Origin of the sequence: Corynebacterium sp. KPL2850 (assembly GCF_040225855.1) — a bacterium.
Classification (GTDB): Bacteria; Actinomycetota; Actinomycetes; order Mycobacteriales; family Mycobacteriaceae; genus Corynebacterium.
Window position 1 is genome coordinate 1 of record NZ_JBEHFV010000029.1, and the last position, 26831, is coordinate 26831.

Annotated in this window: 24 protein-coding genes and 4 tRNA genes; 12 read left to right on the forward strand and 16 right to left on the reverse strand. The window is 59.1% G+C overall.

The features are described from left to right. Positions 1–88: 88 nt before the first annotated feature. From ABRP93_RS09485 to ABRP93_RS09505, 5 genes are all read right to left on the reverse strand, one after another. The gene (locus tag ABRP93_RS09485; protein ID WP_198010484.1) at positions 89–715 is read right to left on the reverse strand and encodes an ATP-dependent Clp protease proteolytic subunit; all 627 of its coding nucleotides are present in this window, start codon (positions 713–715) and stop codon (positions 89–91) included. Positions 716–732: 17 nt separating this feature from the next. Further along, the gene (locus ABRP93_RS09490) at positions 733–1344 is read right to left on the reverse strand and encodes an ATP-dependent Clp protease proteolytic subunit (protein ID WP_023023580.1); all 612 of its coding nucleotides are present in this window, start codon (positions 1342–1344) and stop codon (positions 733–735) included. Between the two features lie 190 nt (positions 1345–1534). Further along, a complete protein-coding gene (tig, locus tag ABRP93_RS09495; RefSeq protein WP_023023582.1) occupies positions 1535–2890 on the reverse strand; it encodes a trigger factor in 1356 nt (451 codons plus the stop codon). Positions 2891–2984: 94 nt separating this feature from the next. After that, positions 2985–3058: transfer RNA gene (locus tag ABRP93_RS09500), tRNA-Pro, on the reverse strand. Between the two features lie 133 nt (positions 3059–3191). After that, positions 3192–4034 (reverse strand): DUF1542 domain-containing protein, encoded by an 843-nt coding sequence (locus ABRP93_RS09505; RefSeq protein ID WP_349887770.1) that lies wholly within the window; start codon positions 4032–4034, stop codon positions 3192–3194. 121 nt (positions 4035–4155) lie between these two features. On the opposite strand from ABRP93_RS09505, the gene ABRP93_RS09510 reads away from it, so the two are divergent. Further along, positions 4156–4227, forward strand: a tRNA-Gly gene (locus ABRP93_RS09510). Between the two features lie 175 nt (positions 4228–4402). Further along, positions 4403–5236 (forward strand): aldo/keto reductase, encoded by an 834-nt coding sequence (locus ABRP93_RS09515; RefSeq protein WP_198010479.1) that lies wholly within the window; start codon positions 4403–4405, stop codon positions 5234–5236. Positions 5237–5324: 88 nt separating this feature from the next. Here ABRP93_RS09515 and ABRP93_RS09520 read toward each other — a convergent pair whose 3' ends face one another. Then, positions 5325–5804: a ribose-5-phosphate isomerase gene (locus tag ABRP93_RS09520; protein WP_034659041.1), complete on the reverse strand. Its 480-nt coding sequence runs from the start codon at positions 5802–5804 to the stop codon at positions 5325–5327. A 119-nt stretch (positions 5805–5923) separates the two neighbouring features. Between ABRP93_RS09520 and ABRP93_RS09525 the strand changes: the two genes are divergently transcribed. After that, on the forward strand, positions 5924–6325 hold the full coding sequence (locus ABRP93_RS09525; protein ID WP_023023591.1) for a hypothetical protein: 402 nt from the start codon (positions 5924–5926) through the stop codon (positions 6323–6325). Here ABRP93_RS09525 and ABRP93_RS09530 read toward each other — a convergent pair whose 3' ends face one another. Further along, positions 6326–6949 carry a mycothiol-dependent nitroreductase Rv2466c family protein gene (locus ABRP93_RS09530; RefSeq protein ID WP_349887771.1) on the reverse strand — a complete coding sequence of 208 codons (624 nt, stop codon included), beginning with the start codon at positions 6947–6949 and terminating at the stop codon, positions 6326–6328. A 98-nt stretch (positions 6950–7047) separates the two neighbouring features. On the opposite strand from ABRP93_RS09530, the gene pepN reads away from it, so the two are divergent. Beyond that, a complete protein-coding gene (gene pepN / locus ABRP93_RS09535) occupies positions 7048–9564 on the forward strand; it encodes an aminopeptidase N (protein WP_349887772.1) in 2517 nt (838 codons plus the stop codon). 4 nt (positions 9565–9568) lie between these two features. Here the strand turns inward: pepN and ABRP93_RS09540 are convergent, their stop codons facing one another. Continuing rightward, positions 9569–10258, reverse strand: coding sequence for an SDR family oxidoreductase (locus ABRP93_RS09540; protein ID WP_349887773.1), 690 nt, complete (start codon positions 10256–10258; stop codon positions 9569–9571). 79 nt (positions 10259–10337) lie between these two features. On the opposite strand from ABRP93_RS09540, the gene ABRP93_RS09545 reads away from it, so the two are divergent. Further along, positions 10338–12209, forward strand: coding sequence for an FAD/NAD(P)-binding protein (locus ABRP93_RS09545; RefSeq protein ID WP_349887774.1), 1872 nt, complete (start codon positions 10338–10340; stop codon positions 12207–12209). A gap of 26 nt (positions 12210–12235) precedes the next feature. On the opposite strand, the gene ABRP93_RS09550 is transcribed toward ABRP93_RS09545, so the two are convergent. Then, on the reverse strand, positions 12236–13393 hold the full coding sequence (locus ABRP93_RS09550; RefSeq protein WP_349887775.1) for a cystathionine gamma-synthase: 1158 nt from the start codon (positions 13391–13393) through the stop codon (positions 12236–12238). Positions 13394–13549: 156 nt separating this feature from the next. On the opposite strand from ABRP93_RS09550, the gene ABRP93_RS09555 reads away from it, so the two are divergent. After that, positions 13550–14554 (forward strand): mechanosensitive ion channel family protein, encoded by a 1005-nt coding sequence (locus tag ABRP93_RS09555; RefSeq protein WP_349887776.1) that lies wholly within the window; start codon positions 13550–13552, stop codon positions 14552–14554. Next, positions 14555–14938: a globin gene (locus ABRP93_RS09560; protein ID WP_349887777.1), complete on the forward strand. Its 384-nt coding sequence runs from the start codon at positions 14555–14557 to the stop codon at positions 14936–14938. Positions 14939–15078: 140 nt separating this feature from the next. On the opposite strand, the gene ald is transcribed toward ABRP93_RS09560, so the two are convergent. The 6 genes from ald to ABRP93_RS09590 form a co-directional block, all read right to left on the reverse strand. Next, positions 15079–16170, reverse strand: coding sequence for an alanine dehydrogenase (ald, locus tag ABRP93_RS09565; protein WP_349852827.1), 1092 nt, complete (start codon positions 16168–16170; stop codon positions 15079–15081). Positions 16171–16428: 258 nt separating this feature from the next. Continuing rightward, positions 16429–17067, reverse strand: coding sequence for a DUF8185 domain-containing protein (locus ABRP93_RS09570; RefSeq protein ID WP_349852826.1), 639 nt, complete (start codon positions 17065–17067; stop codon positions 16429–16431). A gap of 42 nt (positions 17068–17109) precedes the next feature. Further along, positions 17110–17523 carry an acyl-CoA thioesterase gene (locus tag ABRP93_RS09575; protein ID WP_034659036.1) on the reverse strand — a complete coding sequence of 138 codons (414 nt, stop codon included), beginning with the start codon at positions 17521–17523 and terminating at the stop codon, positions 17110–17112. 11 nt (positions 17524–17534) lie between these two features. After that, the gene (gene ettA, locus ABRP93_RS09580) at positions 17535–19205 is read right to left on the reverse strand and encodes an energy-dependent translational throttle protein EttA (protein WP_005277855.1); all 1671 of its coding nucleotides are present in this window, start codon (positions 19203–19205) and stop codon (positions 17535–17537) included. Between the two features lie 108 nt (positions 19206–19313). Continuing rightward, the gene (locus tag ABRP93_RS09585; RefSeq protein WP_349852825.1) at positions 19314–19910 is read right to left on the reverse strand and encodes a single-stranded DNA-binding protein; all 597 of its coding nucleotides are present in this window, start codon (positions 19908–19910) and stop codon (positions 19314–19316) included. 192 nt (positions 19911–20102) lie between these two features. Next, positions 20103–22154 carry a bifunctional copper resistance protein CopD/cytochrome c oxidase assembly protein gene (locus ABRP93_RS09590; RefSeq protein WP_502879657.1) on the reverse strand — a complete coding sequence of 684 codons (2052 nt, stop codon included), beginning with the start codon at positions 22152–22154 and terminating at the stop codon, positions 20103–20105. 66 nt (positions 22155–22220) lie between these two features. Between ABRP93_RS09590 and ABRP93_RS09595 the strand changes: the two genes are divergently transcribed. From ABRP93_RS09595 to cmrA, 3 genes are all read left to right on the forward strand, one after another. Continuing rightward, the gene (locus ABRP93_RS09595) at positions 22221–23144 is read left to right on the forward strand and encodes a LysR family transcriptional regulator (protein ID WP_349887779.1); all 924 of its coding nucleotides are present in this window, start codon (positions 22221–22223) and stop codon (positions 23142–23144) included. Positions 23145–23184: 40 nt separating this feature from the next. After that, a tRNA-Arg gene (locus tag ABRP93_RS09600) sits at positions 23185–23258 on the forward strand. 121 nt (positions 23259–23379) lie between these two features. Next, a complete protein-coding gene (cmrA, locus tag ABRP93_RS09605; protein WP_349887780.1) occupies positions 23380–24180 on the forward strand; it encodes a mycolate reductase in 801 nt (266 codons plus the stop codon). On the opposite strand, the gene ABRP93_RS09610 is transcribed toward cmrA, so the two are convergent. Beyond that, entirely contained in the window at positions 24177–25721 is a 1545-nt protein-coding gene (locus tag ABRP93_RS09610) for an alanine/glycine:cation symporter family protein (RefSeq protein WP_349887781.1), read from the reverse strand. The two genes, cmrA and ABRP93_RS09610, sit on opposite strands and share 4 nt — an antisense overlap. Positions 25722–25882: 161 nt before the next feature. Between ABRP93_RS09610 and orn the strand changes: the two genes are divergently transcribed. Both orn and ABRP93_RS09620 read left to right on the forward strand, forming a co-directional pair. Next, the gene (gene orn, locus ABRP93_RS09615; RefSeq protein WP_349887782.1) at positions 25883–26524 is read left to right on the forward strand and encodes an oligoribonuclease; all 642 of its coding nucleotides are present in this window, start codon (positions 25883–25885) and stop codon (positions 26522–26524) included. Positions 26525–26573: 49 nt separating this feature from the next. After that, positions 26574–26649 (forward strand) — tRNA-His (locus ABRP93_RS09620). Positions 26650–26831: the final 182 nt, after the last annotated feature.

Here is a 26831-nt window from a genome sequence, read left to right on the forward strand (position 1 = left end):
ATGCGCAAATAATAAAAGCCCTGCGAGCGCTCCTCTCGAAGCGGCCTCGCAGGGCCTCCACTGATGGATTCAGTCCATCAGGACCGTATTAAGAATTGAGCTTGCGGTACTCAAAGACGGTATCGATGATTCCGTATTCCACGGCATCTTCCGCGGTCAGGATCTTATCGCGGTCGGTGTCGATGCGGATTTGCTCGGCCGTACGGCCGGTGTGCTCCGCCAGGGTGTTTTCCATCAAGGTGCGCATACGCTCAATCTCTGCGGCCTGGATTTCCAAGTCCGAGACCTGACCCTGGGTGCCCTGGGTTGCAGGCTGGTGGATCAATACGCGGGAGTTCGGCAGCGCCGCACGCTTGCCCGGAGCACCAGCAGCCAACAGCACTGCGGCAGCAGAAGCCGCCTGGCCCAGGCACACGGTCTGCACATCAGGACGCACGTAGCGCATGGTGTCATAAATTGCCATCAAGGCAGTAAAGGAACCACCAGGCGAGTTGATGTACATGGTGATATCACGGTCTGGGTCCTGGCTCTCAAGAACCAGCAACTGGGCCATGATGTCATTGGCAGAGGTGTCATCGACCTGGGTGCCCAAGAAGATGATGCGCTCTTCAAAGAGCTTGGAGTACGGGTTGGTTTCCTTCGTCCCCTGAGCGGACTGCTCAATAAAGGAAGGCAGTACGTAACGGGAACTTGGCATCTGCGACTTATTCATAATGATTTTCTCCTTATTCCCTAGTTGCTCAGTGGGCCGTTCACGGACTCGATAACGTGGTCAACAATGCCGTAGTCCTTGGCTTGCTGCGCAGTCATCCAGCGGTCGCGGTCAGAGTCCTTGGTGATCTGCTCGAAGGTTTGGCCGGTGTGCTCTGCAATGAGCTCAGCCATCTCGCGCTTGGTCTGGGCGAATTGCTCCGCTTGGATGGCGATATCGGCAGCGGTACCGCCCACACCAGCGGACGGCTGGTGCATCATGATGCGAGCGTGCGGCAGCGCATAGCGCTTGCCCTTCGTACCACCGGAAAGCAGGAACTGACCCATGGAAGCAGCCAAGCCCATGCCGTAGGTGGAGATATCGCAGGGCGAGTACTTCATCGTGTCATAAATGGCCATGCCCGCGGTCACGGAGCCACCCGGGGAGTTGATGTAGAGCGAAATATCGCGCGTGGGATCCTCTGCGGAAAGCAGCAGGATCTGTGCGCACAACTTATTGGCAATTTCATCGTCTACCTGGGTGCCCAAAAAGATAATGCGCTCGTGCAACAGGCGCTCGTAGACGCTGTCACCCAAGTTCAGGCCGGAGCCTGCCGGGGTGGTCATCTGAAGCTGGTCAGATTTCTTAGACATTCGAAAAGTCTCCTTGAGGACGGTTAATCTCTAATGCCACCACACTACTTAATGTGGCGATAATTGTGGGGTCTGTTCGCTATCAGCGTTTGCACCGATCTTTGTCTGCGTTTTCGACCCGGCGATGAGAAAAGCCCAGCCAGACTTCCTCGTGTATGCGAGGAGTCAAGCTGGGCTTTAAGAAGAGGATTTACTCCGCGTCGGTAGCTTCGTTTTCGTCTTCTTCTACTTCACCGAAGTACTGCTCAACGTCAACGTCGTTGCCCTCTTCATCCTTGACGGTGGTGCGGCAAATGGCGGCAGCCAGTGCCTTGCCGCGGCGTACGTCAGAGAACAGGTTGGCAATCTGGCCGTTGGACTGCAGCTGCTGGATGAACTGGTTCGGGTCCATGCCGTAGGACTGAGCGGTAAACAGGATGTGATCCGAGAGTTCCTGCTGGGAAACTTCCGGCTCTTCCTTTTCTGCCACAGCATCCAAGAAGATCTGCGTGCGCACGGACTCTTCAGCCTGCTCGCGGGTCTGCTTATCAAACTCTTCGCGGGAGGTGCCTTGCGCCTCGAGCAGCTGTGCCAGTGCTTTCTCATCGTGTGCCAGCTGGCCCAGGATCTGGTGCAGCTGGGCGTGAGCCTGCTCGTCGACGACGGACTGAGGCAGTTCAAAGTCGACATCGGCAAGCGCAGCCTTCAAAACCTCATCGCGGATCTGGCCAGCCTGCTCCGCCTTCTTGGACTCCTCGACCTCGGTCTTGGTAGATTCGCGCAGCTCTTCGATAGTGTCGTACTCGGAGGCCATCTGGGCGAACTCATCGTCCATGTCCGGCAGCTTGCGCTCCTTCGTCTGCTGCACGTGGACCTTGAAGGTAGCCTCTTCGTCCTTGTGCTCACCGGACTGAATGGTGGAGGTGAACTCGTTATCCTCGCCAGTCTTCATGCCGCGCAGTGCGGTGTCTAGACCCTTGATGAGGTTGTCATCACCAATGGAGTAGGACAGGCCTTCGGTGGAAGCATCCTCGATCTTCTCACCGTCTACCTCGGCAGTGATGTCGATGATGGCGTAGTCACCGGTCTTCATCTTGCGCTTGGTGTCCTTCAGCTCACCGAAGCGCTCTGCGAGATCCTCGAGGGCTTTGTCCACGTCTTCTTCGCCGGCCTTGATGGCGGGGACGGTGATGGAGATTTCAGAGAAGTCTGGAACCTCAAACTCAGGGCGAACATCAACCTCGGCGGTAAACTCGACGAAGTCCTTGTCCTCGATCTTGGAAATGTCTACGTCCGGCTGGCCGATGACCTTCAGGTCCTCGGACTGAACGGCCTGCTCGTAGCGGGAAGGCAGCATGTCATTGACAACCTGCTCCAGAATCGGGCCGCGGCCGAAGCGAGCGTCGATCAGCTGGCGCGGGGCCTTACCCTTACGGAAACCTGGAATAGAAACCTGCTGCGCGATTGCCGCGTAAGCTTGATCGATTTCCTGGTCTAGCTCCGCAAACGGAACGTTGACGGTGAGCTTAACGCGGGTATCGCTCAGCTTGTCTACGGTGGTCTTCACGAGTGAATCTCCCTGGCTTCATTGTTTTTCTAGGTACATAAAAATTAAAGGGGGTCTGAAAAACCTTATTAGGGCATTTTCAGACCCCCATACGTCGGGGCGACAGGATTTGAACCTGCGACCCCCTGCTCCCAAAGCAGGTGCGCTACCAAACTGCGCCACGCCCCGTATGTAGGCCACCAAGTTGCCTTGGCTGCGTTGCATACCTGAGACAGTTTAGCGTGTTGGTTTTAAATCTCCTAAATCAACCCCCTGTTAAGGGCGTAGCAGCAGGTCAAAGGAATTTTTCCAGCACCTTGGCTTAAAAATCAAAGTCAAACATGCCATCAAAGAAACCGCCGCCGTCGCCGTCAGATAACCCATCAAAGAGGCCATCCCCGTCACCGGCGTCGCCCCCTCCGGCATCGCCGCCCATATCTCCTGCGTCACCGCCACCGTCGGCTCCGTCCATGCCATCAGCACCCTCGGCGCCCTCGGCGCCACCGCCCCAGTCACCGTTTTCCGCGGCGGCTGCGGAATAGCCCACGCCGGACATGCCAGCAAACATGGCGTTAAACATCATGGAATACCCCATCATCCATACGCCTGTTTGCAGGGCATCCGCCCACCAAGGCCAGGAGTACCAACCGGCCGGTACGGGCCGCCCAGCCACGGTACCGCCCGGGTAGTAATTGGGGGTTTCAGCAGACGCATACGGGGAGGCGGTCAACTGCTCGCCATTCGCATCCACCGTGCGCTTCTCAGTTACCTTACCGGCGGCACGCTGGCCCTCTAGCGGCGGCAATTCCGGCCCCGGGTTCATATCCATAATCTCGCGGGCTGCATTGACGTAGTGCATGCCCTCGAGCGCCGATTCGCGGGCCAAGTTGGCCTGCTTGACCGTGGTGGCCTGCGAAATTGCGGAATTGGCCGCGGTAAAGCGCTCCGATGCATCCGCCATTGCCTGCTGCGAGGCGGTATCCGTGCCGGAGATCTGCATGACCTGACCGCCCAGGCGCTCAATCCAGCGACGCGCATCCGCTTGGGCATCCGCTAACTGCTGCGCCTCTCGCTCCTCCCGATTCTTTTTTGAGCTGCGCGAGGATAGATACCACGCGCCACCACCGAGTACGACTACAAGAAGTAGGAGTTCCACAACAATCATCGCTTTCTTTGCCGGAATTGGTTCTATCTATTTTAACGGCCTATCCACTGCGTGTGTTCCCTATTTTCGTTTTGGGGCGCTCATGCGCTAAAGTAGCCGACAGCGTTCAAGGTAACGCTGTGGGAATGTCGTATAGTGGCTAATACCTCAGCCTTCCAAGCTGAAGACGCGGGTTCGATTCCCGTCATTCCCTCGCTTTAACCCACCTTGCGGTGGGTTTTTCCATATCTACAGCTTGGAATTCCTCTGCCCTAACGAGGCACTGCTTGCCGATGCCCCTCCTCCATCCCGCTCCCCGGCTCCCCGCTAAGTGCGGTCATAAATACATCACATTGGGGCGGTGGCCAGATAAGCGTAATCTGGTGTGCATGACCGTACCTAATATTACTTTGAACGATGGAAATACTATCCCTCAACTGGGCTTTGGTGTCTTCCAGATGGACCCGGAAAAGACCGAGGAATACGTAGCTGAGGCTCTGCGCGTGGGCTACCGCCACATCGATACCGCAGCCATTTACGGCAATGAAGAAGGCGTAGGCAAGGCCATCGCCAACTCCGGCATCCCGCGCGAGGAGCTTTTCATTACCACCAAGCTGTGGAATGACCGCCACACCGATGCCGCTGCGGCGCTGGATGAATCCCTGCAGAAGCTGGGCCTTGACTACGTTGATCTGTACCTCATCCACTGGCCTACCCCGGCTAAGGGCACGTACGTTGAAGCTTGGAAGCAGCTCATTGAACTGCGCAAAGAGGGCAAGGCGAAGTCCATCGGCGTGTCCAACTTTGAGCCGGAGCACTTAGATCAGCTGGAGGCACACACAGACGTTGTCCCCGCGATTAACCAAGTGGAGCTGCACCCTTACCTGCAGCGCTGGCGCGAACTAGATGCGGGCCGCGCACACGGCATCGCCATCGAGGCTTGGGGCCCGCTGGGTCAGGGCAAGAGCGACATCTTGGAGGCACCAGAGGTGACTGAAGCCGCCGAGGCGCACGGCGTTTCCCCGGCACAAGCCATTATTCGCTGGCACCTGCAAAATGGGGTTATCCTCTTCCCCAAGTCCTCGACGCCATCGCGCATCGCAGAAAACTTCGATGTCTTCGGTTTCGAGCTCACGGATGCGGAAATGGCCGCCATTACCTCTTTGGAGGAAGGCGAAGACGGCCGCGGTGGGCTTCACCCCAATGACATGAACGACGCCTAATACGCTTGGGATAACCACCATATAAAACGCCGCGTGGCCGAAAAGGCCAGCGGCGTTCATTTATATCTCTGCAAGGAACCTTGCGGCTTTAACGCGGGTCCTTAGGAAGCTCGGGTGGGATATTGGTGCGCTCGTATTCTGCGAGGATATCGATGCGGCGCTGGTGGCGCTCGGCGCGGGACCATTCTTGATCCAAGAAGGCATCCACGATTTCTAGGGCCTCTTCTTGTGAGTGCATGCGGCCGCCAATGCCAATGAGCTGCGCATTATTGTGCTCGCGGGCCAGGCGCGCGGTTTCCGGCGACCATGCCAGTGCGCAGCGCGCGCCCTTGACCTTATTGGCGGCAATCTGCTCGCCATTTCCGGATCCGCCCAGCACGATTCCCAGGGAACCGGGATCGTTGACGGTACATAGGGCCGCTTCAATGCAGAATGCGGGGTAGTCATCCTCGGCGTCATAGGTATGAGCACCGCAGTCGATAACGTCATGGCCTTGTTTGGTGAGGTGTTCAGAAAGCAGGTTTTTGGTCTCAAAACCTGCGTGGTCAGCTCCAAGATATACGCGCATATCCCCTACAGTACCGGCACCGCCGCCGTCTAGGCACCACTTTGCATAACCTATTTCGCTCATAGCCCCGCACTGTTAAGCTAAAGCGCAGATTACGTGCTGCACAGAAAGGCGATAAATTGAGCCCTCGCGTCCTCGCACTCTACGGCAGCGCCCTCGTTATCGCGGTCCTGCTATTTGCGGCGAATATTTTCTTAACCAACGAGAACTACCTTGTGCCGCTTATTTATACCGTACTTTTCACAGCCGTCCACCTTGTTCTGGGGCTGTGGTGGCTGAATCAGAGGGTGATTAAGAAAAATCGCCTCGGCGGTTTGGCCGCGGTGATTGGGATCTTATCCCTGCTCACTGCGGCATCATGGGCGACGTGGGTGGCCGCCGCTTGGTCAGAATTCCAGGCTCAGGCGGCCCTGCCCATCATCAATATCGCCGGGGTGCCAGCGTTTTTACTCACGCCGGTGATCGCTGGTTGTTGCCTCGCCGCCGCCGTGCGCCGCAAGCACAGCCAGCAGCGCTCATAATTAGTTCTCTTCTACCTGTGGCATCTCCGTGCGGGAACGCTTGAGCTCGAAGAAGTAAGGGAACTGCGCCAGGCGCACGGAGGCATCGAAAAGCTCACCGGCTTCCTCGCCCTTGGGAACGCGGGTAATAACCGGGCCGAAGAAGGCGGTATCACCCAGCTTGAGAACCGGGGTTCCTACCTCATCGCCCACGGAAGAAATACCGTTGTGGTGGTACTCGCGCAGCTTCTCGTCGTATTCCTCGGTGTGTGCCACTTCCGCAAAGTCTGCGGGGAGGCCAACCTGCTCTAATGCCTGGGCAATGATCCCGTCATAGCCGCCATCGCCCTTCTTGCCGCCGTTGCCCTTGGCGTGAATCAGGGTGCCCATGGCGGTATAAAGCTCATCTACCTTTTCTGGCTGCTCGGTCTTTACCTTGGCGAATACGCGGGCAGGGCCCCAGTTGGCCTCCATCATTTCCATGTATTCGGGATCGAGATCGCGGCCATCGTTAAGCACCGACAGGGACATCGGCTCGAATTCCACCGCAATATCGCGGACCTTTTCTACCTCTTTGATCCAGCGGGACGTTGCCCATGCAAACGGGCAAGAAGCATCGAACCAAAACTTAACTGGGATAGTCATTATTCCTCCTTGAAATAAGTGCAGTTTGCCCCACCACTGTAAACGCGCTGCTAACCTTGATGCATCACTATTTTCGTTAGCAAAGGAGAATCTAGGCAATGACCTCTGTAAACCTCACGTGGGAGGAAGCAAAAAATCGCTCCCAGATGCTCCAGGTTGACCATTACGATGTCGCTTTAGACCTTAAGCATTCCGATACCCACTTCCTGTCCACCACCACGGTGCGCTTTAGCACCCAGGAAGCCGGTTCTACCTTCATCGATCTGCGCGCGGACAAGCTGCACGAGGTGCGCCTGAATGGAAACCCGCTGCCCACGCAGTCCTATGACTCCACCTACGGCATTCCCCTTTCCGGGCTGCAGGTAGCGGACTACACGCTCGAGGTCACCGCTGAGATCCCCTTCTCCCGCACCGGTGAGGGCCTACACCGCTTCGTGGACCCTGCCGATGGCGAGGCCTACCTCTACACCCAGTTTGAAACCGCCGATGCCAAACGCGTTTTTGCCTGCTTCGATCAACCGGATTTGAAGGCCACCTATTCCCTGCACTTTAAGGCTCCGGAGGAGTGGACCATTATCACCAATGGCCCGGTCACCCGCGAGGGCGATACCACCCACTCCGAGATCGACTACCCGCTGTCGACCTACCTGGTTGCCCTGTGCGCTGGCCCATACCACGAGGTCACCGATACCTGGCGCGGCGAGCTGACCGAGCACCCCGAGGGCAAGCCGGCCCAGCAGCTCGAAGTCCCGCTTGGCATTTACTGCCGCGCCTCGCTGGCAGATTCCCTCGATGCCGAGCGCCTCTTTACTGAGACCAAGCAGGGCTTTGACTTCTACCACCGCAACTTCGGCTTTCCCTACCCCTTTGGCAAGTACGACCAGATTTTCGTCCCCGAGTTCAACGCAGGTGCGATGGAAAACGCCGGGTGCGTGACCATCCGCGATGAATACGTCTTTACCTCGCAGGCCACGCACTACAAGTACGAGCGCCGCGCCGATACCATCCTGCACGAGCTCGCCCACATGTGGTTCGGTGACCTCGTGACCATGCAGTGGTGGAATGACCTGTGGCTCAACGAGTCCTTTGCCACCTGGTCCGCGGCCATCTCGCAGGCGGAAGAAACCGAATACGATACCGCCTGGGTCACCTTCGCCAACGTGGAAAAGTCCTGGGCTTACCAGCAGGATCAGCTGCCTACTACCCACCCCATTTCCACCGATGCCAGCGATATCGAGACCGTGGAGCAAAACTTCGACGGTATTACCTACGCCAAGGGCGCCTCAGTGCTCAAGCAGCTGCAAGCTTATGTCGGCCGCGAGAACTTCCTCGCCGGCGTGCGCCGCCACTTCGCCGCCCACGCGTGGGGCAATGCCACCTTCGACGATCTACTCCGCCACCTCGAGGAGGCATCCGGGCGCGATCTATCCTTCTGGGCGCAGCAGTGGCTCAAGACCACCGGCATCAATACCCTGGCGGTTGCCACGGAGGCCAATGATGACGGCACCATCACCCAGGCGCAACTTGCCCAGCGCGGCGATACCCTGCGTACCCACCGCATTGCAGTGGGTCTGTACGGCACCCAAGACGGCAAGGTCGTGCGCACCGAGCGCCTCGAAATGGACGTGGAAGGGGAAGCCACCGAGATTCCAGAGTTGGTCGGACGGAACCTCAATGACATCGATTTCATCCTGCCCAACGATGACGATCTGACCTACTGCCTCATCGATCTGGATGCGGGATCCCTGCAATTCCTGCTGGATAATATCGAGAAATTCGACGACCCCATGGCGCGCACCCTCTGCTGGTCCACCGCCTGGGAGATGACCCGCGCCGGCACCATGCGCGCCCGCGACTTTATACGATTGGTGGCCCGCGGCATGAAGGCGGAAACCGAGCTCGCCGTCCTCGAGCGCATCGTCTCGCAGGCTTCTACCGCGCTGAAGAACTACGCGGATCCGGCGTGGGCGAAAGACAGCACGATTCTAGCGCAGGCGCTTGTCGATGGCGCTCGGAGCACCGATGCGCAGCGTTCCATCATCTGCACGCAGGCGCTGTCCAGGATCGGGCTGCACCAGCCGGCCCTCGACTACCTGCACGATCTCCTCGCGAATTCCGATGATGCCGGGCTGCGCTGGTCCGCCGTCGCAGCGCTCGCTGCCGCGGGTGCGCTTGCCGATGCCGATGCCGCCATCGCCGCCCAGCTCAAGCGCGATAATTCCGCTACCGGCTACTACTCTTCCCTGCGCGCCCACGCCGCGATTGCCACTGCGGATAATAAGCGCGCGGTATGGGAAGAGATCGTCGCCGGGGACCTCACCAACCGCGAGCTCACTTCCAAGCTGGAAGGGCTAAACTACCCGCACTCCGATGATCTCTTGCCCACCGCAGAGTTCTTCGAGGTAGCCGAAAAGATCTGGGATTCTCAGTCCTCTGAGGTGGGCCTGACCACCGTCACCGGGCTATTCCCGTCCTGGGATATCACCCAAGCCGGCCTCGATCGCGCCGATGCCTTCCTGCAGAAGGACCTAGCAGGCGGCCTGCGCCGCGCGATCACCGAGCAGCGCGACCGCGTGGCCCGCGCCCTGCGCAACCGCGAGGTCGACGCCAACTAGGTGACTATTTCCTGCGGAGGTTCAGTTCGATGCGCGGTCGCACCTGGATCTCCGTGAGCTGGGTCGTGGGCCCAGCCTCCACGACGGTGCGGATGGCGCGCGCCACCTCCACGGGCGCAATAACCTCGTTCGGGTTGTAGTCCTGCAGGCCCTCCAGCATCGGGGTATCGGTGGGGCCTGGCGCCACGGTGGAGACGCGGATGCCGGGCTCGGAGATACGCAGGGCATCGGCAAGCGCATACAGCGCGTGCTTCGTTGCTGCATAGACCACGTTATCGCCGTAGCTCTTGCGCCCCGCCCCCGAGTTGATGAAGACGACGGTGCCCTCTGCCTTGCGCAGCTGCGGCAAGAGCGCGCGGGTGACCTCCGCCGGCGCGTGGACGTTGAGGTCCATGTGTGCGCGCCAATCTTGCGGGGTGGCCTCTTCCACCGAGAACTTCTTGGCGCGCGCCGCGCCGTGCACGAGGACATCGACCCGCTCTAGCTCGGGCAGCTGCATGCCCTCGTCTAAGCCGGCGACCAAGTCGCTGGCAACCGGCGTGATATTCGCGGCCTCTGGCAGCTCATCGGCGCTGCGGCCCAGCGCATATACGTGGTGATCGCGGGCGAGATCCTTGATGATCTCGCGCCCCATGCCACCGGTGGCACCGGTAACGACGGCGATTTTCTCTGGCACATTCGTGGTATCAGTCATGCCACCCCATCATAGGGAAAATGGATGCTAGCGGTGCGCGGCGTTCGTCCCCGTTCCGCGATGTGGAACGATAGGGGCTATGGCTACTCCTGCAATCGCGATCGTCGGCATGGGCCCGCGCGGCATCTCTATCTTGGAACGCCTCGCCGCTCGCATGGATGATTCCAGCTCCCCCGTCACCGTTCACCTCATCGACGAGGCCCAGCACGGCGCCGGCCGGGTCTGGGACACCGCCCAAACCAAGACCCTGTGCATGAATACGCGCGCGGGTGCCGTCACGCTTTTTACCGAGCCCGGCGCGACGGTGAACGCCCCGGTGCTCGAGGGGCCGACGCAATACGAGTGGATCCAGCTGCTGCGCGGTGAGGGCGATAAGGTAGCTCCTGCCAAGCGCGAGCTTTATGCACAGCACCCTCCCGCCCCACACATTGCCACCGAGTACCGCGCGGAGCTGGCCGCCACCCGCCCAGAGTCCAATCCCACGCGCGCTTTATACGGCGAGTACCTGCGCTGGGTCTATGACGTGGTACTGGCGCGCCTGCCGGAGAGCATTTCTACGGTCACCCACCACCACCGCGTGGAGACCATTACCGCAGAGGGCGCGGCCGATATCCTGCACCTAGACGATGGCTCGCAGGTACGCGCCGATGCCACGGTCCTAGCCTATGGCTGGATGGCGCCGCGCTTTAATGATGAGGAGCAGCGCTTGGCGGAGTCCGGGCTGCGGTGGATCGCACCGGGCAACCCCGTGGAGCAAGATTACCAAGCCATTCCCGCCGGCGAAGACGTGCTGGTACGAGGGCTGGGCATGGGCTTTTATGACATCATGGCGCTGACCACCATCGAGCGCGGCGGCAGGTTCATCGAGGATTCCACCACTCGCTCTGGCCTGCGCTACGAAGCGAGCGGGAAGGAACCACGTTTCATCGTCTCATCCGGCCGCGGTTATCCCTTCCATCCTAAGTCCGAGTACAACGAACTGCCGCCCACGATGCCGCGGCGGCGGTTGCATGAGGTCATCGACAAGCTCCGGGGCACTGAGGACATTGACTTTGACGCCCAGGTTTGGCCCGCCATCGCCCGCGATAGCTACGAGGCGTATATCACCACGCTGGAACGGGTGGATCCGGAGGCTCTCCTTCGCCCGCGCGAAGAGATCCTCGCGGTCATCGATGCCACCGCGCCGGATGATCTGGGCGCCGCCCTTGCTCCCCTGGTCACCCAGCCGTGGGATATGACAGACCTCATGTACCAAGTTGCTGGATTTACCGGCGATATTTCGGCGTTGACCTCCCACATTGCGGATTCCCTGGCGGACGATATCCAGGAGGCGGCCGCCGGCCACGATTCGCCCATGAAGGCCGCGCTGTGGTCGCTGTCCCAGTCGCGCAAGCCCGCCTCCATCCTGGGCGCGGAAGGCCGCTATACCCGCAAGTCTCGGACGGGGCGCTACGCGCAATTTATGTCCTTTGGGCAGATGGTGGGCTCGGGCCCTCCGCTGTTCCGCGTGCGCCAGCTGCTCGCGCTTGTCGATGCTCACCTGGTCCACTTCCTCGGCGATCACCCCAGCCTCGCGATCGAGTCAGACCATTACACCCTGACTTCTGGCCCGCGCTCGGCATCGTCGCCCACGCTTGTCGATGCCTTCATGCACAAGCCCGATATCCGCGTCGCCGGCGATCCGCTCACCCGCGGATTGGCCGAGGGTGGCCGGGTGCGCCCGTTTGCTGATCACGGGCAGGACACCGGCTCCCCCGAAACCGATGGTGCCACGCGGCGCACCGTCCACCCAGATGGCAGCCTGGATGAGCGCCTGCATATCGTGGGCATTCCCACCTATGCGCAGTGGCCGGATACAACGATTTCCCCCATGCCAGGCACGGATCCACTCATGCTGCAGGAAACCGATAAGACCGCCGGCTCCCTGCTCAAGGTTGCCGGCGGCCAGTAAGTTCGCGGTTGCGCTGTGAGCGCGATTTAGAGGGCGTCGAGCGCCTGCTGCAGATCCGCTAGCAGGTCATCGATGTCCTCGATGCCGATGGAGATGCGCACCATGTCTTCCGGCGGCACCAGTTCCGATCCTTCGGCCGAAACGTGGGTCATGTTCTGCGGGTGCTCGATGAGCGATTCCACCCCACCCAGCGATTCCGCCAGGCAGATAAGGCGCGTATTCAAACAAATCTGCTTGGCGTGCTCTGGGTCATGGAAGCGCACGGACATCATGCCGCCGAACCCGCGCATCTGCTGCGCCGCCAGTTCGTGGCCAGGGTGCTCTGCCAATCCCGGGTAGCGCACCTGTTTGACCTCTGGGCGGGCCTGTAAGAATTCCGCCACCTTTTGCGCATTGGCGCAGTGGCGGTCCATGCGCACGCCGAGGGTCTTAATACCACGCGCGGTCAGGTAGGCATCGAAGGGCGAGGCGACCGCGCCCACGTTGCCCTGGAAGTACAGCAGCTGCTCATCCACCTCAGGGTCATTGGTGACCACGGCGCCGCCGAGGACATCGGAATGCCCGCCCAAGTACTTCGTGGTGGAGTGCAGGACATGGTCCGCACCCAGCGCGAGGGGGTTCTGGAGGTACGGCGTGGCGAAGGTATTATCCACTAGCACCTGCGCAGTACCCTTCACCTTGGCCACCGCCGCAATATCGGTGATATTCAGCGCCGGATTGGTCGGGGTTTCCAACCAGATAAGCTTGGTATTGTCCTTTACCGCGGCGGCGACGGCATCAACATCGCAGGTGTTGACGATGGACATCTCCACGCCCCACTCCGTGAAATCATTGAGCAAGCGGTAGGAGCCACCGTAGGAGTCATTTCCCAAGATAACGTGGTCGCCGGGGCGCACCAAGATGCGCACCATCGTATCGGCGGCTGCCATCCCGGTGGCAAAGACGCGGGTGTAGTCCGCGCCTTCCAACGCCGCCAAGGTCTTTTCTAGGGAGCGAACCGTCGGGTTGGCCACGCGTCCGTATTCGAAGCCGCCGCGCAGCTGCGCGAGGCCGTCTTGGGCGAATGTGGTCGAGGCGTAGATCGGCACGTTGATGGATCCCATGTGCGGATCTGGGTGATATCCAGCGTGAATGGACCGGGATGAAAATCCTTTTGCCAAGTTATGCGCGCTGTGTTCAGTCATGCTTTCCCATCGTAGACTAAGCGGTTCATCCAGACCGGCCATTCGGCAATTTATATTCGGTCTCATCCACATACTGCTGGTTCGGTGCCATCAGTGAGATTTCAGGATTCTTCTCTAGAATGGGTGCGGTTAGTTTGTGTCCACGATCAAGAAAGAATGATGAGTACGAACTTATTTACCATGGCTCAGGGCGCTGCAGAGAAAAAAGACGATGCAGTCGAGTCCGTATCGAGCTTCTGGAACGACGAGAACGTTCAGCTTTGGCTTATCGAGCGGCCCATCCGCATCGGCCTCATTATCATTTTGGCCGTCATTGCGCACTGGGCGCTGCGCCACCTCATCAACCGACTGGCGAAAAACAGCATTAAAGCCTCCACCCTCAAAAAGCCCAGCCGCAGCCGCAGCAGGTCTGGACAGGACGGTCAACCGGATGAGACCCTACGAGAAACCCGGGAGGCGCGCCGCGCCTCGCGCATTAAGACTCTCGCCGGCGTGGGGCGCTCGGCGGTTGCCATCGTGGTCTGGGTTTCGGCCGGCATTGCCATCTTGGATGAATTGGAAGTCAACGTTGCCCCGCTGATCGCTTCTGCCGGTGTTATCGGTGTTGCCCTCGGTTTTGGTGCGCAAGAACTGGTCCGAGACTTCCTCTCCGGTATCTTCATACTGATTGAAGATCAATACGGCATTGGCGATGTCATTGACTTAGGCAACGGCGTCTTCGGTGACGTCGAGTCCATTTCCCTGCGCATTACCACCGTCCGCGATATCGACGGTGCCCTGTGGTACGTCCGCAATGGCGAAATCCTGCAGGTGGCTAACCACTCCGACGAGTACTCCGTTGCCCGCATCCAAATCCCTGTCGGGCTATCCAATGACCCAGAGGCTGCCGGCGAGGTCATCGACAAGGCTGTCAAGGATGCCGTCAAGGACGAAAAGATCCGCAAGATGGTGCTTAGTACCCCGCGCATCGACGGCATGTCCAAGTTCGAGCCTGACTACGTCTCCTTCCGCGTTTCCACCAAGACGCTGCCGGGCCGCCAGTGGGATGTCCAGCGCTTTGTCCAGTCCCGCGTCCTCAATATCATGCACGCAGAGGGCATCAGCACCCCGTACCCACACGGCATCGGCATTGCCAATCCGCACAAGGGAGACGATGCTTAAATGAATTCCGTCTATGAAGCCATCGGTGGCACCCCTACCTTTGAGCGCCTAGTGCATGGCTTTTATACCCAGGTCAAAGAAGACGACGTGATTGGCCCCATGTATCCGGATCAAGATTGGGAAGGCGCGGAACAGCGCCTTACCTGGTTCCTGATTCAGTACTGGGGCGGTCCCCAACACTTCTCAGAAAACCGCGGGCACCCTCGCCTGCGCATGCGGCATACAACCTTCCCCATCGACATGGAAGCCCACGATCGCTGGCTCGAGCTAATGGGAAAATCCCTCGATAGCATCGAGGAAGACACCATCCCGCCGGCGTATCGCACCATGATTTGGGACCACATGCAGCGCGTCGCCGCCATGCTCATCAATAGAGCACCATAATTTTTTTCAACTTCTTGTAGCGCGTGCATAAGCAGCGCTACAAGCAGCACAAAGGGGGCCCGCACACTTCCACATTTGGTAAGTGCGCGGGCCCCCTTTACTGTGTGCTAGTGCTAGCGTCGGCTAGCGCTGCCAGTTCTTTAGTCCTGCCAATCGAAAGCCTGGCGCACCGGCTCGGATACCAACTTGCCGCCGCGGGTCATCACACCGGAGCGCAAACCTGGGAAGCGCTCGATCGCGGCATCCAGGTTGTCGTTGGCCACCGCGCGGATATACGGCAGCGTCGCAGAGGCCAAGGCGCGGGCCGAGGTATTAGCCACCGCACCGGGCATATTTGCTACGCAGTAGAAGAGGGTGTCGTGCACCTTGAAGGTCGGCTCATCGTGGGAGGTCTTGCGCGAGTTCTCGAAGCATCCGCCTTGGTCGATGGCGACATCGACAAGCACCGCACCCTCCTTCATCTTCTTCACGGTCTCCTCGCGCACCAGCTTCGGCGCCGCAGCGCCTGGAATCAGGACAGCACCAATGACGAGATCGGCCTCTTCCAACTCCTTATCCAGCGTGGACGGATCAGAGATCAGGGTTCGCACGCCACCGGCGTACTGGTCATCAAAGCGCTGCAGGACGTGGGGATCCACGTCCAAGACCGTGACCTCTGCGCGGAGACCGTGCGCCATGGCCACGGCGGACGCGCCTACCTGGCCACCGCCGATGACCACCACGCGCGCAGGCTGGGTGCCCGGGATGCCGGAAACCAAGAGGCCGCGGCCGCCCTGGGTGGACAAAAGGTGGTGCGAGCCCTCGATAACGGCCAAGCGCCCGGCAACCTGAGACATGGGGGTCAAAAGCGGCAGGGTGCCGCGGCGGTCCGTAACGGTTTCATAGGCAATCGAGGTCGTCTTCGATTCCGTCAGCGCCTCCGTCAGCGGGCGATCCGCCGCTAAGTGCAGGTAGGTAAAGACGGTGAGATCTGAGCGCAGGTACTGGTACTCGGATTCCAGCGGCTCCTTTACCTTCAGCAGTAGCTCGGCCTTCGCCCACGTCTCGTCAGCAGAATCGACGATGGTGGCGCCAGCCTCTACGTACTCCTCATCGGGAAAGGACGCGCCTACGCCTGCGCCCGATTCGACGAAAAGCTCGTGCCCATCAGTAACCAAGGTCCGCACCTCGGTTGGGGTGAGGGCGACGCGGCTTTCATTATTCATGATTTCTTTGGGTACAGAAATGCGCACGGAGTTTCTCCTTCATGTGTTGGTTACAGAGGCGAAAATTTATTTCTCGCTGTCAGGTTAACGCAGAATGCGAAGGAGAATATAAGTTTGTGCGTATTTCACGAACGGGGGTGACAGTAATAATCGCGATTTACTCGATGCCGCAGTGTATGGGGTCAAAAATACACACTCGGAAAATACCCACTACCCCCGACTATTGGGTTATAGGTATTACTCACTGTCTGTTTTAGGCGGTGAGATCCCAGATTTGGGGAGTAATTACAGAACCGATAGCCGCGTGGAACGGTAGATGCTGCCAAACGGCGCATCAAGGCGCACCCACCGACCTAGGCTCGATACTCGCAGATGCCGCGGAATATCCATGGAGGCAGAAAACCCCGGAATAAGGCCCAGGTTGGTGCAGGCGAAGATCATCCGCATCGGGATTTCCACCGTCTGCCCATTGCCTTCAACCGTTACCACGGTTTGATTAAGCAGGCTGGGTGGCGGGCCCATGGGCCCGGAAAACTCCCGGGTCAGCTTCTGGCCTTGATCCGAAAGCTCGCGAACCACCGTCACCGGCAGGGTGTCCACCACGCTAAAGCCGGTTGCCGGGGGCAATGCGCCCGGCCACGACGCATCACGGGACGGGCCGAGTTCCATAATGCCGGTGCCATCGTGTTCCGCGAGCTGTTGCTCCAGCGTCCCAGCGGACACAACTGCCCCATCGCGGGAGACAGTCCCTTGCACCCGCCGGGAGGCGACAACCTCGAAGGGGGTGGTAACAAAGGCGTCGACGACGTCATCGGCAAGCTGGCGCAGACGCACCGACGCATTCGCGTCTACCCCGACTGCGCGCGCAAGAAGGGCCCGTAAGCCAGGTCCTCCGCTGCGAACTTCAAGCGACTCGGTGACCATGGCTAACGGGCCCTACCTTTCTTTATGTGCCTAGTGCGCCATTTAGGAGGCGCTCATCTGCAGAATATCCTTTTCCTCATCCGTAAGCGGGCGCGGGGTGTGCTTCTTCTTGTCAATGACTACCTGCACACAGTTCACCGTGGCCGCTACTTCCCCAGCGGCAGTCTTGACCTGCTGGGACGTGGTAAAGGATGACGAACCGATCTGGGAAACGGAGGTTTCCACGATGACGTGGGCGTTGCCCTCAAAAGGAATGGGCCGCATATAGTCCACGTCCAGATGGCGCACCAAGGCCATAAAATCGATGCCCTTGGCATAGATATTCTCCTTGGCAAAGGCCAAGCGTGCCTCCTGGGCAACTTCGATATAGTTGGCGTTCATCATGTGGCCATACATATCGAAATCGCCCCAGCGGGTGGGCACTTGGTGGGTATGCGCGTTATCGGTCGCCATCATTCTCCTCAGGATTATCGGGTGAGCTTGCGGTGAGTTACGCGAGAAGGACGGGCGGCGTCTTCTCCCAGACGCTCCACCTTGTTCTTCTCGTAGTCCCCAAAGTTACCTTCAAACCAGAACCATTGCCCCTCGGCAACGTTGCCTTCCCACGCCAGAATGTGGGTACAGGTGCGGTCCAAGAACCAGCGGTCGTGGGAAATAACAACGGCGCAGCCAGGGAATTTCTCCAAAGCGTTTTCTAGCGAACCCAGGGTTTCGACGTCCAAGTCGTTGGTTGGCTCGTCAAGAAGGATAAGGTTGCCGCCCTCTTTCAAGGTCAGCGCCAAGTTCAAGCGGTTGCGCTCACCACCGGAGAGGACCTTCGATGGTTTTTGCTGATCCGGGCCCTTGAAACCGAAGGCGGAAAGGTACGCGCGCGATGGCATCTCATTTTGGCCAACGTGAATATAATCCAGGCCACCGGAGACAACTTCCCACACGGTAGCTTCTGGGTCGATATTCTCGCGATTCTGGTCCACGTAGGACAGCTTGACGGTCTCGCCGACTTCAACGGAGCCATCATCCGGCTCTTCCAAACCGACGATGGTCTTAAACAGCGTGGTCTTACCCACACCGTTCGGGCCGATAACACCCACGATGCCGTTGCGCGGCAGGGTGAAGGACAAATCCTTGATCAGAGTGCGATCGTCGAAACCCTTGACCAGGTTCTTCGCCTCGACCACCTTGTTGCCCAAGCGCGGCGGCGTAGGAATCTGGATTTCCTCGAAGTCCAGCTTCTTGTACTTCTCCGCTTCTGCAGCCATCTCTTCGTAGCGCTCCAAACGCGCTTTGTTCTTGGCCTGACGAGCCTTGGCACCGGAGCGTACCCATTCCAGTTCGTCCTTCAAGCGCTTGCGCAGCTTGGCATCCTTCTTGCCAGCAACCTGGAGGCGCTCTTGCTTCTTATCCAGGTAGGTGGAGTAGTTACCCTCATATGGGTACAGCTTGCCGCGGTCCACCTCGCAGATCCAGCCCGCCACGTGGTCCAAGAAGTAACGGTCGTGGGTGACGGCCAAGACGGCACCGGGGTAATCAGCCAAGTGCTTTTCCAGCCACTCCACAGACTCGGCGTCCAGGTGGTTGGTGGGCTCATCCAAAAGCAGCAGGTCAGGCTCCGTCAACAGGAGCTTGGCCAGGGCCACGCGGCGGCGCTCACCACCGGAGAGGTTGGTCACTGGGGCATCGGAAGGCGGGCAGCGCAATGCCTCCATTGCCTGCTCGATCTTGGAATCAACCTCCCATGCATCGGCGGCATCCAAGTCCTCTTGCAGCTTGCCCATTTCTGCCATGAGCTCATCACTGTAATTGGTCGCCATTTCTTCGGCGATTTCCTCAAAGCGCTGCTTCTTTTCAAAGATATCGCCGAGGCCCTCCTCGACGTTGCCGCGCACGGTCTTTTCTTCATTCAGCGGCGGCTCCTGCTGCAGGATGCCCACGGTAGCGCCCGGGTCGAGGAATGCCTCACCATTAGAAGGCTGATCCAAGCCGGCCATGATCTTCAGAATGGAGGACTTACCGGCACCATTGGGGCCGACCACACCAATCTTGGCGCCCGGGTAGAACGCCATCGTGACATCATCAAGGATGACCTTATCGCCAATTGCCTTGCGCACGTTTTTCATCGTGTAGATGAATTCGCCCACTTTTACCCCTTTGCAAAATTTGGGAGACGTATTTATCTACACAAACACTACATCAGAATGCGTGCCTAGGTGCCTCGGGCTGGGCTAACCCGAGGCGGATGGCTGGCCCTATGCATGCACGGTTTCGGCGGTTTCCCCCTCTTGCGTTGCTACTTCCTCGCTGTCTTGGGATGCCACGCTATTTCCCGCTTGGATGCGGTCTGCAGCGGTATCGGCGGCGGTATCTCCCGGCGCGGAGTTATCCACGTCTGGCTCTACCTCATTATCGCCAAGCTCCGGGATGGCGATGTTTTCCTGGTTATACTGCGGTGCCAAGCGTTTTGCGCCGATGACGTGGCGGTTCAGATCTAGGCCCACATACTGTGCCTTGATAAAGGTGCGGTAATGATCCTTGCCCTCATCATCGCGCCACTGATCGGAGACAATCGAACCGCAGACGAGCAGCGGCATGCCCTTGGCCAAGGATTTCTTGACGTTGATGGCAAATTGGTTCCACATTTCCACGTCAATAAAGAGGTGGTCTACATCGCGCCATTGCTGCTGGCCGCGCTGGTTTTCCGCGTCGGTGCCGGTATCGGCGGGGCGGTCAGGAACGCGCCGTGAGGATGCGATGCGCAGTTTGGTTTTATATGCGCCGGTCGAGGTCTTGGTCAAGATCGGGTCTTGGGTAAGGCGGCCGGTGAGCATCACTGGGTATTGAGACATGGTGCTGAGATTCCTTTACTGGGTTGTGAGTTCGCGAGTGGTATGTCCCTCGCTCGCCTTCACATCCTGCTGCCGCAGCGCAACCCACACCATGCTGTAACCACCGGCACTGTGGATAACTCGTTGTCCCCTTCAACAAAGTGGGGCCAAGATGGTCACCTTCGGGTGGGTTATCCACAAGTGGGCGACTATTTAGTGCCCGCGGAACCCGCTTTCATCGCCGTGGCTCATATCCTCCAGCATCGCGTTATAGCGGGCGAGCTCAGCGTCATCGTCCGCCTCCGCCTGCACGTCGTGGCGCCGCGCGGTCGCGCGGTCATCGCGAAGCCAATCCAAGAAGAGCTTGCCAAAGACAATGACCAAGGGGAATTGGCCAAAGCCCCAGGCGATGCCCCCGCCAACGCGCTGATCCTGCAGCAGGTCATGTTCCCACGGCAGCTCGAGGTATTGATAGAAGTCGAGGCCAAGCACCGTTTGCAGCTGCATCAGGTACACGCCGGCGAAGAGGTGGAAGGGCATCGACAAGAAAAGCATGCCAAGCCGGAAGGGCGTGGAATGGCGCTTGGGCAGGGGATCTGGGCCAATGACCTCCCAGAAATAGAAGTACCCGGAAATGAGGAACACGTAGTTCATGATGAGGTGGCCGGCGTGCTCCGAAATGGCGAATTCGTACAGGCTCGGGAAAAGATAGAGCACGTAGAGGAAAAAGAGGTATTGCGCCAAATTCACGAAAGGATTGGTAATGATCCGCACGAACGTGGATTGGGTCAGCGCCAAGGCATAATCGTGCGGGCTGGGCTGGCCTTTCGGGCCCGGCTCATAGGCCTCCATAACCAAGGTGACGGGCGCGCCTAGCACCATGAGCAGCGGGATGGTCATGGACAAAATCATGTGCACCAGCATGTGGATGGAATACATGGCCGGCATGTACAGGCCGAGGCCCGTGGACATGACGAGCGTCAGCCCTAAGGAGCCGACCATAAACCACGCGGTGCGCCCCTTGTCCCAGCTCAACCCGCGCTTGTGCACGCGGTAGACCAAGTAGCCATATGCCGCGGCCAAGAGCAGGCCGATCGTGCCAAACATGATGTCAAAGCGGAACATCGTCCAGATATTGAATACCGTGGGCGCCTCATGCAGGTTATAACCCATAAGGATCTGCATGGAGCTCAAATTTGGGTCACGCGGTGGCGGTGGCACGGTGCGCCCCAGGGTGATGGCTACGCCAATCGTGCCCGCCATGACCGCGAGCTCCACGATGGCGATACGGATAAAGAGCCGCGGGTTTTTATCTAACTGCGGAATAGTGAGCTCACGGTGGATAAGCCCCATAATGCCCAGCAGGATGGTGAGCACGAACTTGGTGATCAAAATGATGCCGTAGGGCGATTGCGGCAGGTCCGAAATGTCCATCCGGATGAGCGTGTTGATGAGGCCGGATACCGCCAGCACGACGATGGCCATGAACGCGATGGTGGAATAGCGCTTGACCGCAAAGGCGAGGTTCGGGCCCAAGCGCCGCCCGTGCGCGATAAGCGCCATCAAGCCACCTACCCACAGCATCACAAATACCAGGTGCCACAGCAGCGAGTTCGTGCCGTAATCGTGATCGCCGCCGGTCGCTGAGTGGCCCTCAAGGCCGATGGGGACTACTTGCAGGATCGACAGCAAAAGCAGGACCGGCTGCATGGCCCAGGTGCGGCTAAGGCTGCCAATAATTCCCACGGTAAGGGCGATGAGCACCGCAATCCCCCACACGATAGTGGAAGAAATTTCCGTAAAGGCCATTTTCAGAATGGTCAGGTTAAAGACCTTAAAAAACGGCGTGCCGGTCAGGTCCGACATGATCATCGGGATTTCTACCAGCCCCACTGCCGCAACGCCGAAGGCCGACCACGTACCGGTGCGGGCGGCGATATGGCCGTCGACCGATAATGGTGCCCCGATGAGGGAATCATTATCCCCGCGCGGCGCGATGAGAAACGACGAAGCCAAAAAGGAGCCTACGGACAGCGCCATCAATAGCCACGCCAGCCCACGGAACAGTGGCAGGCCAAAAGTAGTAACCCGCCCGGGGTCCGGAATACCCAAGGCAGCCAAGGAATCCGCCAATAAGAACAAGGAAATGAATCCGGCAAGCAACCCAGCAAAAAGCATCGCTGCGATAAAAATCCCCCAGGAAGGACGGGGTTTTTGCGTTCCAGACTGCGTGCCTTTGACCAGCTTATTGACCATAGCTCGCATTCTATAGGGCCACCCTAATGCAAAGCGAACGCATATTTTCTCCCTAGATGTGCCATGATAGAACCTATGGACACCCGTCAACTTCTTTATTTCCGTGCCGTTGTAGACAATGGGTCCTTCACCCATGCCGCCGCAGCCCTCGAAATGACACAGCCCTCCCTGAGCCTTTCCATCCGCAAATTAGAAAAGGAGCTCAATACCCAGTTGCTGTCCCGGGGGCGTTCGGGCGTAACCACCACGGAGGCGGGTGATTATGTCTATGACACCGCCCTCAAGGTCGATGCCCTGCTTGCCGATGCCCAGCGCCACATCAGCGAAATCACCGGCGATAACGCCAATACCGTTTCCCTGACGTCGTGCCCCATTTTGAACTGGGAATTTACCCCTTCCATCCTCTCCGAACTCACCGAGATCCACCCCTCGGCGCGCATTAGCCTGGATGATTCCACCGCCGCCACCGCCATCAAGCGACTGTTGGAGGGCCAGGTGGACCTCGCGCTCTTGCCGACGTCCGACCCCAAAGCCTTCATTCGCCGCTACTCCCCCGAGCTCACGATCCACGACGTCGCCGAATTCGACTACACCCTCGCAGTGCCAGAGAGCATGGCAGACCTTCCCTCCCCTGTCTCCTTGCAGGACATGCGCGAGGAAACCTGGCTGGTTCCTCCCCACTGCCGCGAGCTTCCCGGCATGGCGGAGCTTTACGATGAACTGTGGGAGAACCACCCCTCCTACAAGCCGGATCACATTCAAGACGTGGCATCGCTGCACGCTGCCATCCCGATGATTTCCAGCGGCTTTGGCATCAGCTTCATGCCGCGATGCGCCCCCGCGCTGCATCCGCAGGGCATCGCCAAACTAACGGTCAAAGAGGACCTTCCGCGCTTCCATGCCATCGTGGCGTATCGCTCCGACCGCGAACTAACCCCGGCCGCTCAAGAATTGGTCGAAATTCTGCGCACGCACAATTCCGCCCGCCCCCTGGCTTAGAAATCACCGTGGCCGTGGGCTAATATGAGTGTGCTGTCCAGCCCCCATAGCTCAGCGGATTAGAGCAGTGGGTTTCTACCCCATGTGTCGCGGGTTCGAGTCCTGCTGGGGGCACCGTCTGAAGTCTCGAGACATCGTTCCTTAAAGCTACGATGCCTCGAGACTTTTTCGCAGCGTGCCGGCTTTTTGTCTACGCTAGGGTCTTTAGTACCTGGCTCCTTCGAAAGGCTCGACAATGTCACTTCCGGCACCATCTCGTACCTCCTACGCCCTGGTTACGGGCGCTAGTCAGGGCATCGGCAAGGCGATGGCCCACGATTTCGCAGCGATGGGCTATAACGTCATCCTCGTTGCCCGGCGCGGCGAAATCCTGGAAGGCATCGCTGCAGAACTGGAGCGCCGCCACCACATCGAGGCCATTGCCTTGCCCGCGGATTTGGCCACCGATGAGGGGGTCGAGGCGGTCATTGACGCTATCTCCTCCAAGGAGATCGCCATCTTGGTCAATTCCGCCGGCATCGCCAGCTTCGGCCCCTTCATGGACCAAGACTGGGGCTACGAGTCCTCTCAATTCGCCCTGAACGGCACCGCCGTGCACCGCCTGACCCGCGCCGCATTAAAGCACATGCTCCCGCGACGCACTGGCGCTATCTGCAATGTGGGCTCGACGGCCGGCAATATCCCCATCCCCAATAACGCGACCTACGTCTTTACCAAGGCCGGGGTGAATGCGTTTACGGAGGCGCTGCACTATGAGCTCAAGGGCTCTGGGGTCAGCTGCACATTGCTTGCTCCTGGCCCGGTGCGCGAGGCCACTATCGCCGAGGAAGACCAGACCATCGTGGATAAGGTCGTGCCCGATGCGCTGTGGACCACCTATGAGTCCTGCTCCAAAGAGACCATCGCAGCCATGCAAAAGGGCCAGCGACGCGTGGTCCCTGGCCCCTTATCAAAGGCGATGAACGTGGTCAGCAAGGTACTGCCCACCCCGATCATCGCACCGCTTATCGGGCGTTTTTATTCCCAGATGGGTTAGCTTTCAGCGTTCTTACCGGCTGCTTGGCTACCGGCCACTTGTGCCGCCGCGCGAGCATTTTTGCGGTCCACCCAGAAGTCCGCATTCTTGATGCCCACCGCCTCTGGGTCGAATTCCGGATCCTTGCCAGCCTTCTTTTGCTTCTCGTAGTCCTTCAGGACCTTAAGCGCCGGTACCTGCAGGAAGAGGATGGCGATGATATTTAGCCATGCTGTGGTGCCGACGCCGATATCGCCCAGCGCCCAGGCCGAACCCGGAGTCGTGGTCGCGCCCACGATGACCGAAACGATAATGAGGATGCGCAGCGCCCACACCAGGCCGCGACGGATCGGGCGGGATTTAACCCAACGGTTGAAGTAGGTCAGGTTGACCTCGGACATGTAGTAATACGCCAACACGGTGGTAAAGGCGAAGAAAGCAATAGACACGGCGATAAACGTCGGGCCCCAGCCGGCAAAGACGCTATCGAGGCCAGATTGGACGAAGCCGGGGCCGACCGCGACGCCATCGGGAAGCGAGCCTTGGTAGACAACCTCGCCATCCTCGGATTCGCCGCGGAAGACGGTGTACATATCCGTGGAAATGATCATGAACGCCGTAGCGGAGCAGACGAAGAGGGTGTCGATGTACACGGCGAAGGACTGCACGAAACCCTGCTTGGCCGGGTGGGAGACCTCAGCGGCGGCAGCGGACTGCGGGCCGGTACCCTGACCGGCCTCGTTGGAGTAAATACCGCGCTTAACGCCCCACATGATGGCCACGCCCAGCATGCCGGAGAACCCGGCCTCGAGGTTGAACGCAGACTTAAAGATAAGGCCAAAGACCTCTGGAATCTGCGAGTAGTTGATGAGCATCACGACGATGGATATGCCGATGTAGATGACGGCCATAAACGGCACGACTAGGGTGACGAAGTTAGCGATGCGCTTGACACCACCGATAATGATGATGGCCAAAATGCCAGCCAGGACAACCGCGGCCCAGGTGGAGTTAACGCCCCAGGCGGTATCGGCCGCAGCGGCAACGGCGTTAGCCTGGATGCCGGGCAGGAAGTAGCTGGTCGCCAGAATCATGGCGATGGCAAAGAGGATGCCGTAGACCATCATGAATGGCGCGGCCTTGGTGTGCTTATACGCCTTTTCGATGTAATAGGCTGGGCCACCGCGGTACTCGCCGGTGTCCTGGTCCTTTTCTTTATAAATCTGCGCCAGGGTGCACTCGATAAAGGAGGTAGACGAACCCAAGAGGGCCACCGCCCACATCCAGAACACTGCACCAGGGCCACCGAAAGCAATGGCCGTGGACACGCCGGCGATATTACCCACGCCCACGCGGCCGGATAGCGAGACCATCAGCGATTGGAAGGAAGAAACACCGTCATCGGATTTTTCGCCTTTGGAAATTTGTCGCAGCATATCCGGAAGGCACCGGACCTGCAGGCCCCGCGTTACCACGGTGAAATAAACACCCGCACCCAAGCACAAGAACACGAGGGCGGGCGACCAAATTATGGAATTGAGGGCATCGAGAAAGTTTGCCATCGAGAAACTCCTTAGTCATTCGCACCTCCCTTGTGAAGCACGATATAGAAAGTATGCCGTAAATCACTTCTCCGTGTCGGTAAAACGATAGGTAAATTTTTCTTTTCGCTTTGTGGGCTGCGGATCGGGGCGCGCGGAGTGCCCCGCCGGCCGGGGTTAGAATGGAACGCATGTCTTCTCCCGAAATCGCCGCAAAATATGATCGCCTCGTGTGGATCGACCTAGAAATGACCGGCCTCGACCCAGAACGCCACGTCATTGTCGAGGTGGCCGCCGTCATCACGGACGGCAACCTCAACGTCCTTGGCAAGGGCATCGATCTTGTCGTCCACGCCACCGAAGAGGAACTATCTCAGATGGATTCCTTCGTCACTGAGATGCACGCGAACTCCGGCCTCGATAAGGAAATCCGCCAGTCCACCACGACCATCCACGAGGCCGAGGACGCGGTGCTAGCGCTTATCACCGAGCACTGCGAGCACCCGGCTCCCCTGGCCGGCAATTCCATCGCCACCGACCGCACCTTCATCCGCACCTATATGCCTCGGCTGGACGAGGCGCTGCACTACCGAATGATCGACGTCTCCACCATTAAGGAGCTCGCTCGGCGCTGGCACCCGCGGGCCTACTACAATCAGCCTGATAAGGGCATGGCCCACCGCGCGCTGCAGGACATCATCGAGTCCATCCGCGAGCTGGATTTTTATCGTCGCAGCGTCTTTCGCACCGACGAAGGCCCAACCTCCGCCGAAGCCGAGGAACTCAAGGCCGAAACAACCGCCGATTACCAGGCGTTTTTGTAATTTGCGCGGCGTGAGTTAACCTATATCTCGTTGCTTTCGCGCAACGATGGTGGCTGTAGTTCAGCTGGTAGAGCACCAGGTTGTGATCCTGGTTGTCGCGGGTTCGAGTCCCGTCAGCCACCCCAAACTCCCGAGCCTCGCGCTCGGGAGTTTTTATATCTCCACCACCATTCCCTCCGAGCGGGCCCTCCCGGCGAGATCCGGCATATCCCCTGTAATCAGGAACTCCTCGGGTTAAACGACAAAACGTGTTGTTTTTCGGCGTGTCGAGTTAAACGACATTTTGTGTTGGTGGGGGTAGGGGTTT

What these genes read in the sequence shown, in the direction of transcription:
- ABRP93_RS09490 (WP_023023580.1), bottom strand. Translation starts at nt 1,344, where the DNA reads ATGTCTAAGAAATCTGACCAGCTTCAGATGACCACCCCGGCAGGCTCC.
- ABRP93_RS09505 (WP_349887770.1), bottom strand. Translation starts at nt 4,034, where the DNA reads ATGATTGTTGTGGAACTCCTACTTCTTGTAGTCGTACTCGGTGGTGGC.
- ABRP93_RS09515 (WP_198010479.1), top strand. Translation starts at nt 4,403, where the DNA reads ATGACCGTACCTAATATTACTTTGAACGATGGAAATACTATCCCTCAA.
- ABRP93_RS09520 (WP_034659041.1), bottom strand. Translation starts at nt 5,804, where the DNA reads ATGCGCGTATATCTTGGAGCTGACCACGCAGGTTTTGAGACCAAAAAC.
- ABRP93_RS09530 (WP_349887771.1), bottom strand. Translation starts at nt 6,949, where the DNA reads ATGACTATCCCAGTTAAGTTTTGGTTCGATGCTTCTTGCCCGTTTGCA.
- pepN (WP_349887772.1), top strand. Translation starts at nt 7,048, where the DNA reads ATGACCTCTGTAAACCTCACGTGGGAGGAAGCAAAAAATCGCTCCCAG.
- ABRP93_RS09540 (WP_349887773.1), bottom strand. Translation starts at nt 10,258, where the DNA reads ATGACTGATACCACGAATGTGCCAGAGAAAATCGCCGTCGTTACCGGT.
- ABRP93_RS09545 (WP_349887774.1), top strand. Translation starts at nt 10,338, where the DNA reads ATGGCTACTCCTGCAATCGCGATCGTCGGCATGGGCCCGCGCGGCATC.
- ABRP93_RS09550 (WP_349887775.1), bottom strand. Translation starts at nt 13,393, where the DNA reads ATGACTGAACACAGCGCGCATAACTTGGCAAAAGGATTTTCATCCCGG.
- ABRP93_RS09555 (WP_349887776.1), top strand. Translation starts at nt 13,550, where the DNA reads ATGATGAGTACGAACTTATTTACCATGGCTCAGGGCGCTGCAGAGAAA.
- ABRP93_RS09560 (WP_349887777.1), top strand. Translation starts at nt 14,555, where the DNA reads ATGAATTCCGTCTATGAAGCCATCGGTGGCACCCCTACCTTTGAGCGC.
- ABRP93_RS09570 (WP_349852826.1), bottom strand. Translation starts at nt 17,067, where the DNA reads ATGGTCACCGAGTCGCTTGAAGTTCGCAGCGGAGGACCTGGCTTACGG.
- ABRP93_RS09575 (WP_034659036.1), bottom strand. Translation starts at nt 17,523, where the DNA reads ATGATGGCGACCGATAACGCGCATACCCACCAAGTGCCCACCCGCTGG.
- ABRP93_RS09585 (WP_349852825.1), bottom strand. Translation starts at nt 19,910, where the DNA reads ATGTCTCAATACCCAGTGATGCTCACCGGCCGCCTTACCCAAGACCCG.
- ABRP93_RS09590 (WP_502879657.1), bottom strand. Translation starts at nt 22,154, where the DNA reads ATGCGAGCTATGGTCAATAAGCTGGTCAAAGGCACGCAGTCTGGAACG.
- ABRP93_RS09595 (WP_349887779.1), top strand. Translation starts at nt 22,221, where the DNA reads ATGGACACCCGTCAACTTCTTTATTTCCGTGCCGTTGTAGACAATGGG.
- cmrA (WP_349887780.1), top strand. Translation starts at nt 23,380, where the DNA reads ATGTCACTTCCGGCACCATCTCGTACCTCCTACGCCCTGGTTACGGGC.
- ABRP93_RS09610 (WP_349887781.1), bottom strand. Translation starts at nt 25,721, where the DNA reads ATGGCAAACTTTCTCGATGCCCTCAATTCCATAATTTGGTCGCCCGCC.
- orn (WP_349887782.1), top strand. Translation starts at nt 25,883, where the DNA reads ATGGAACGCATGTCTTCTCCCGAAATCGCCGCAAAATATGATCGCCTC.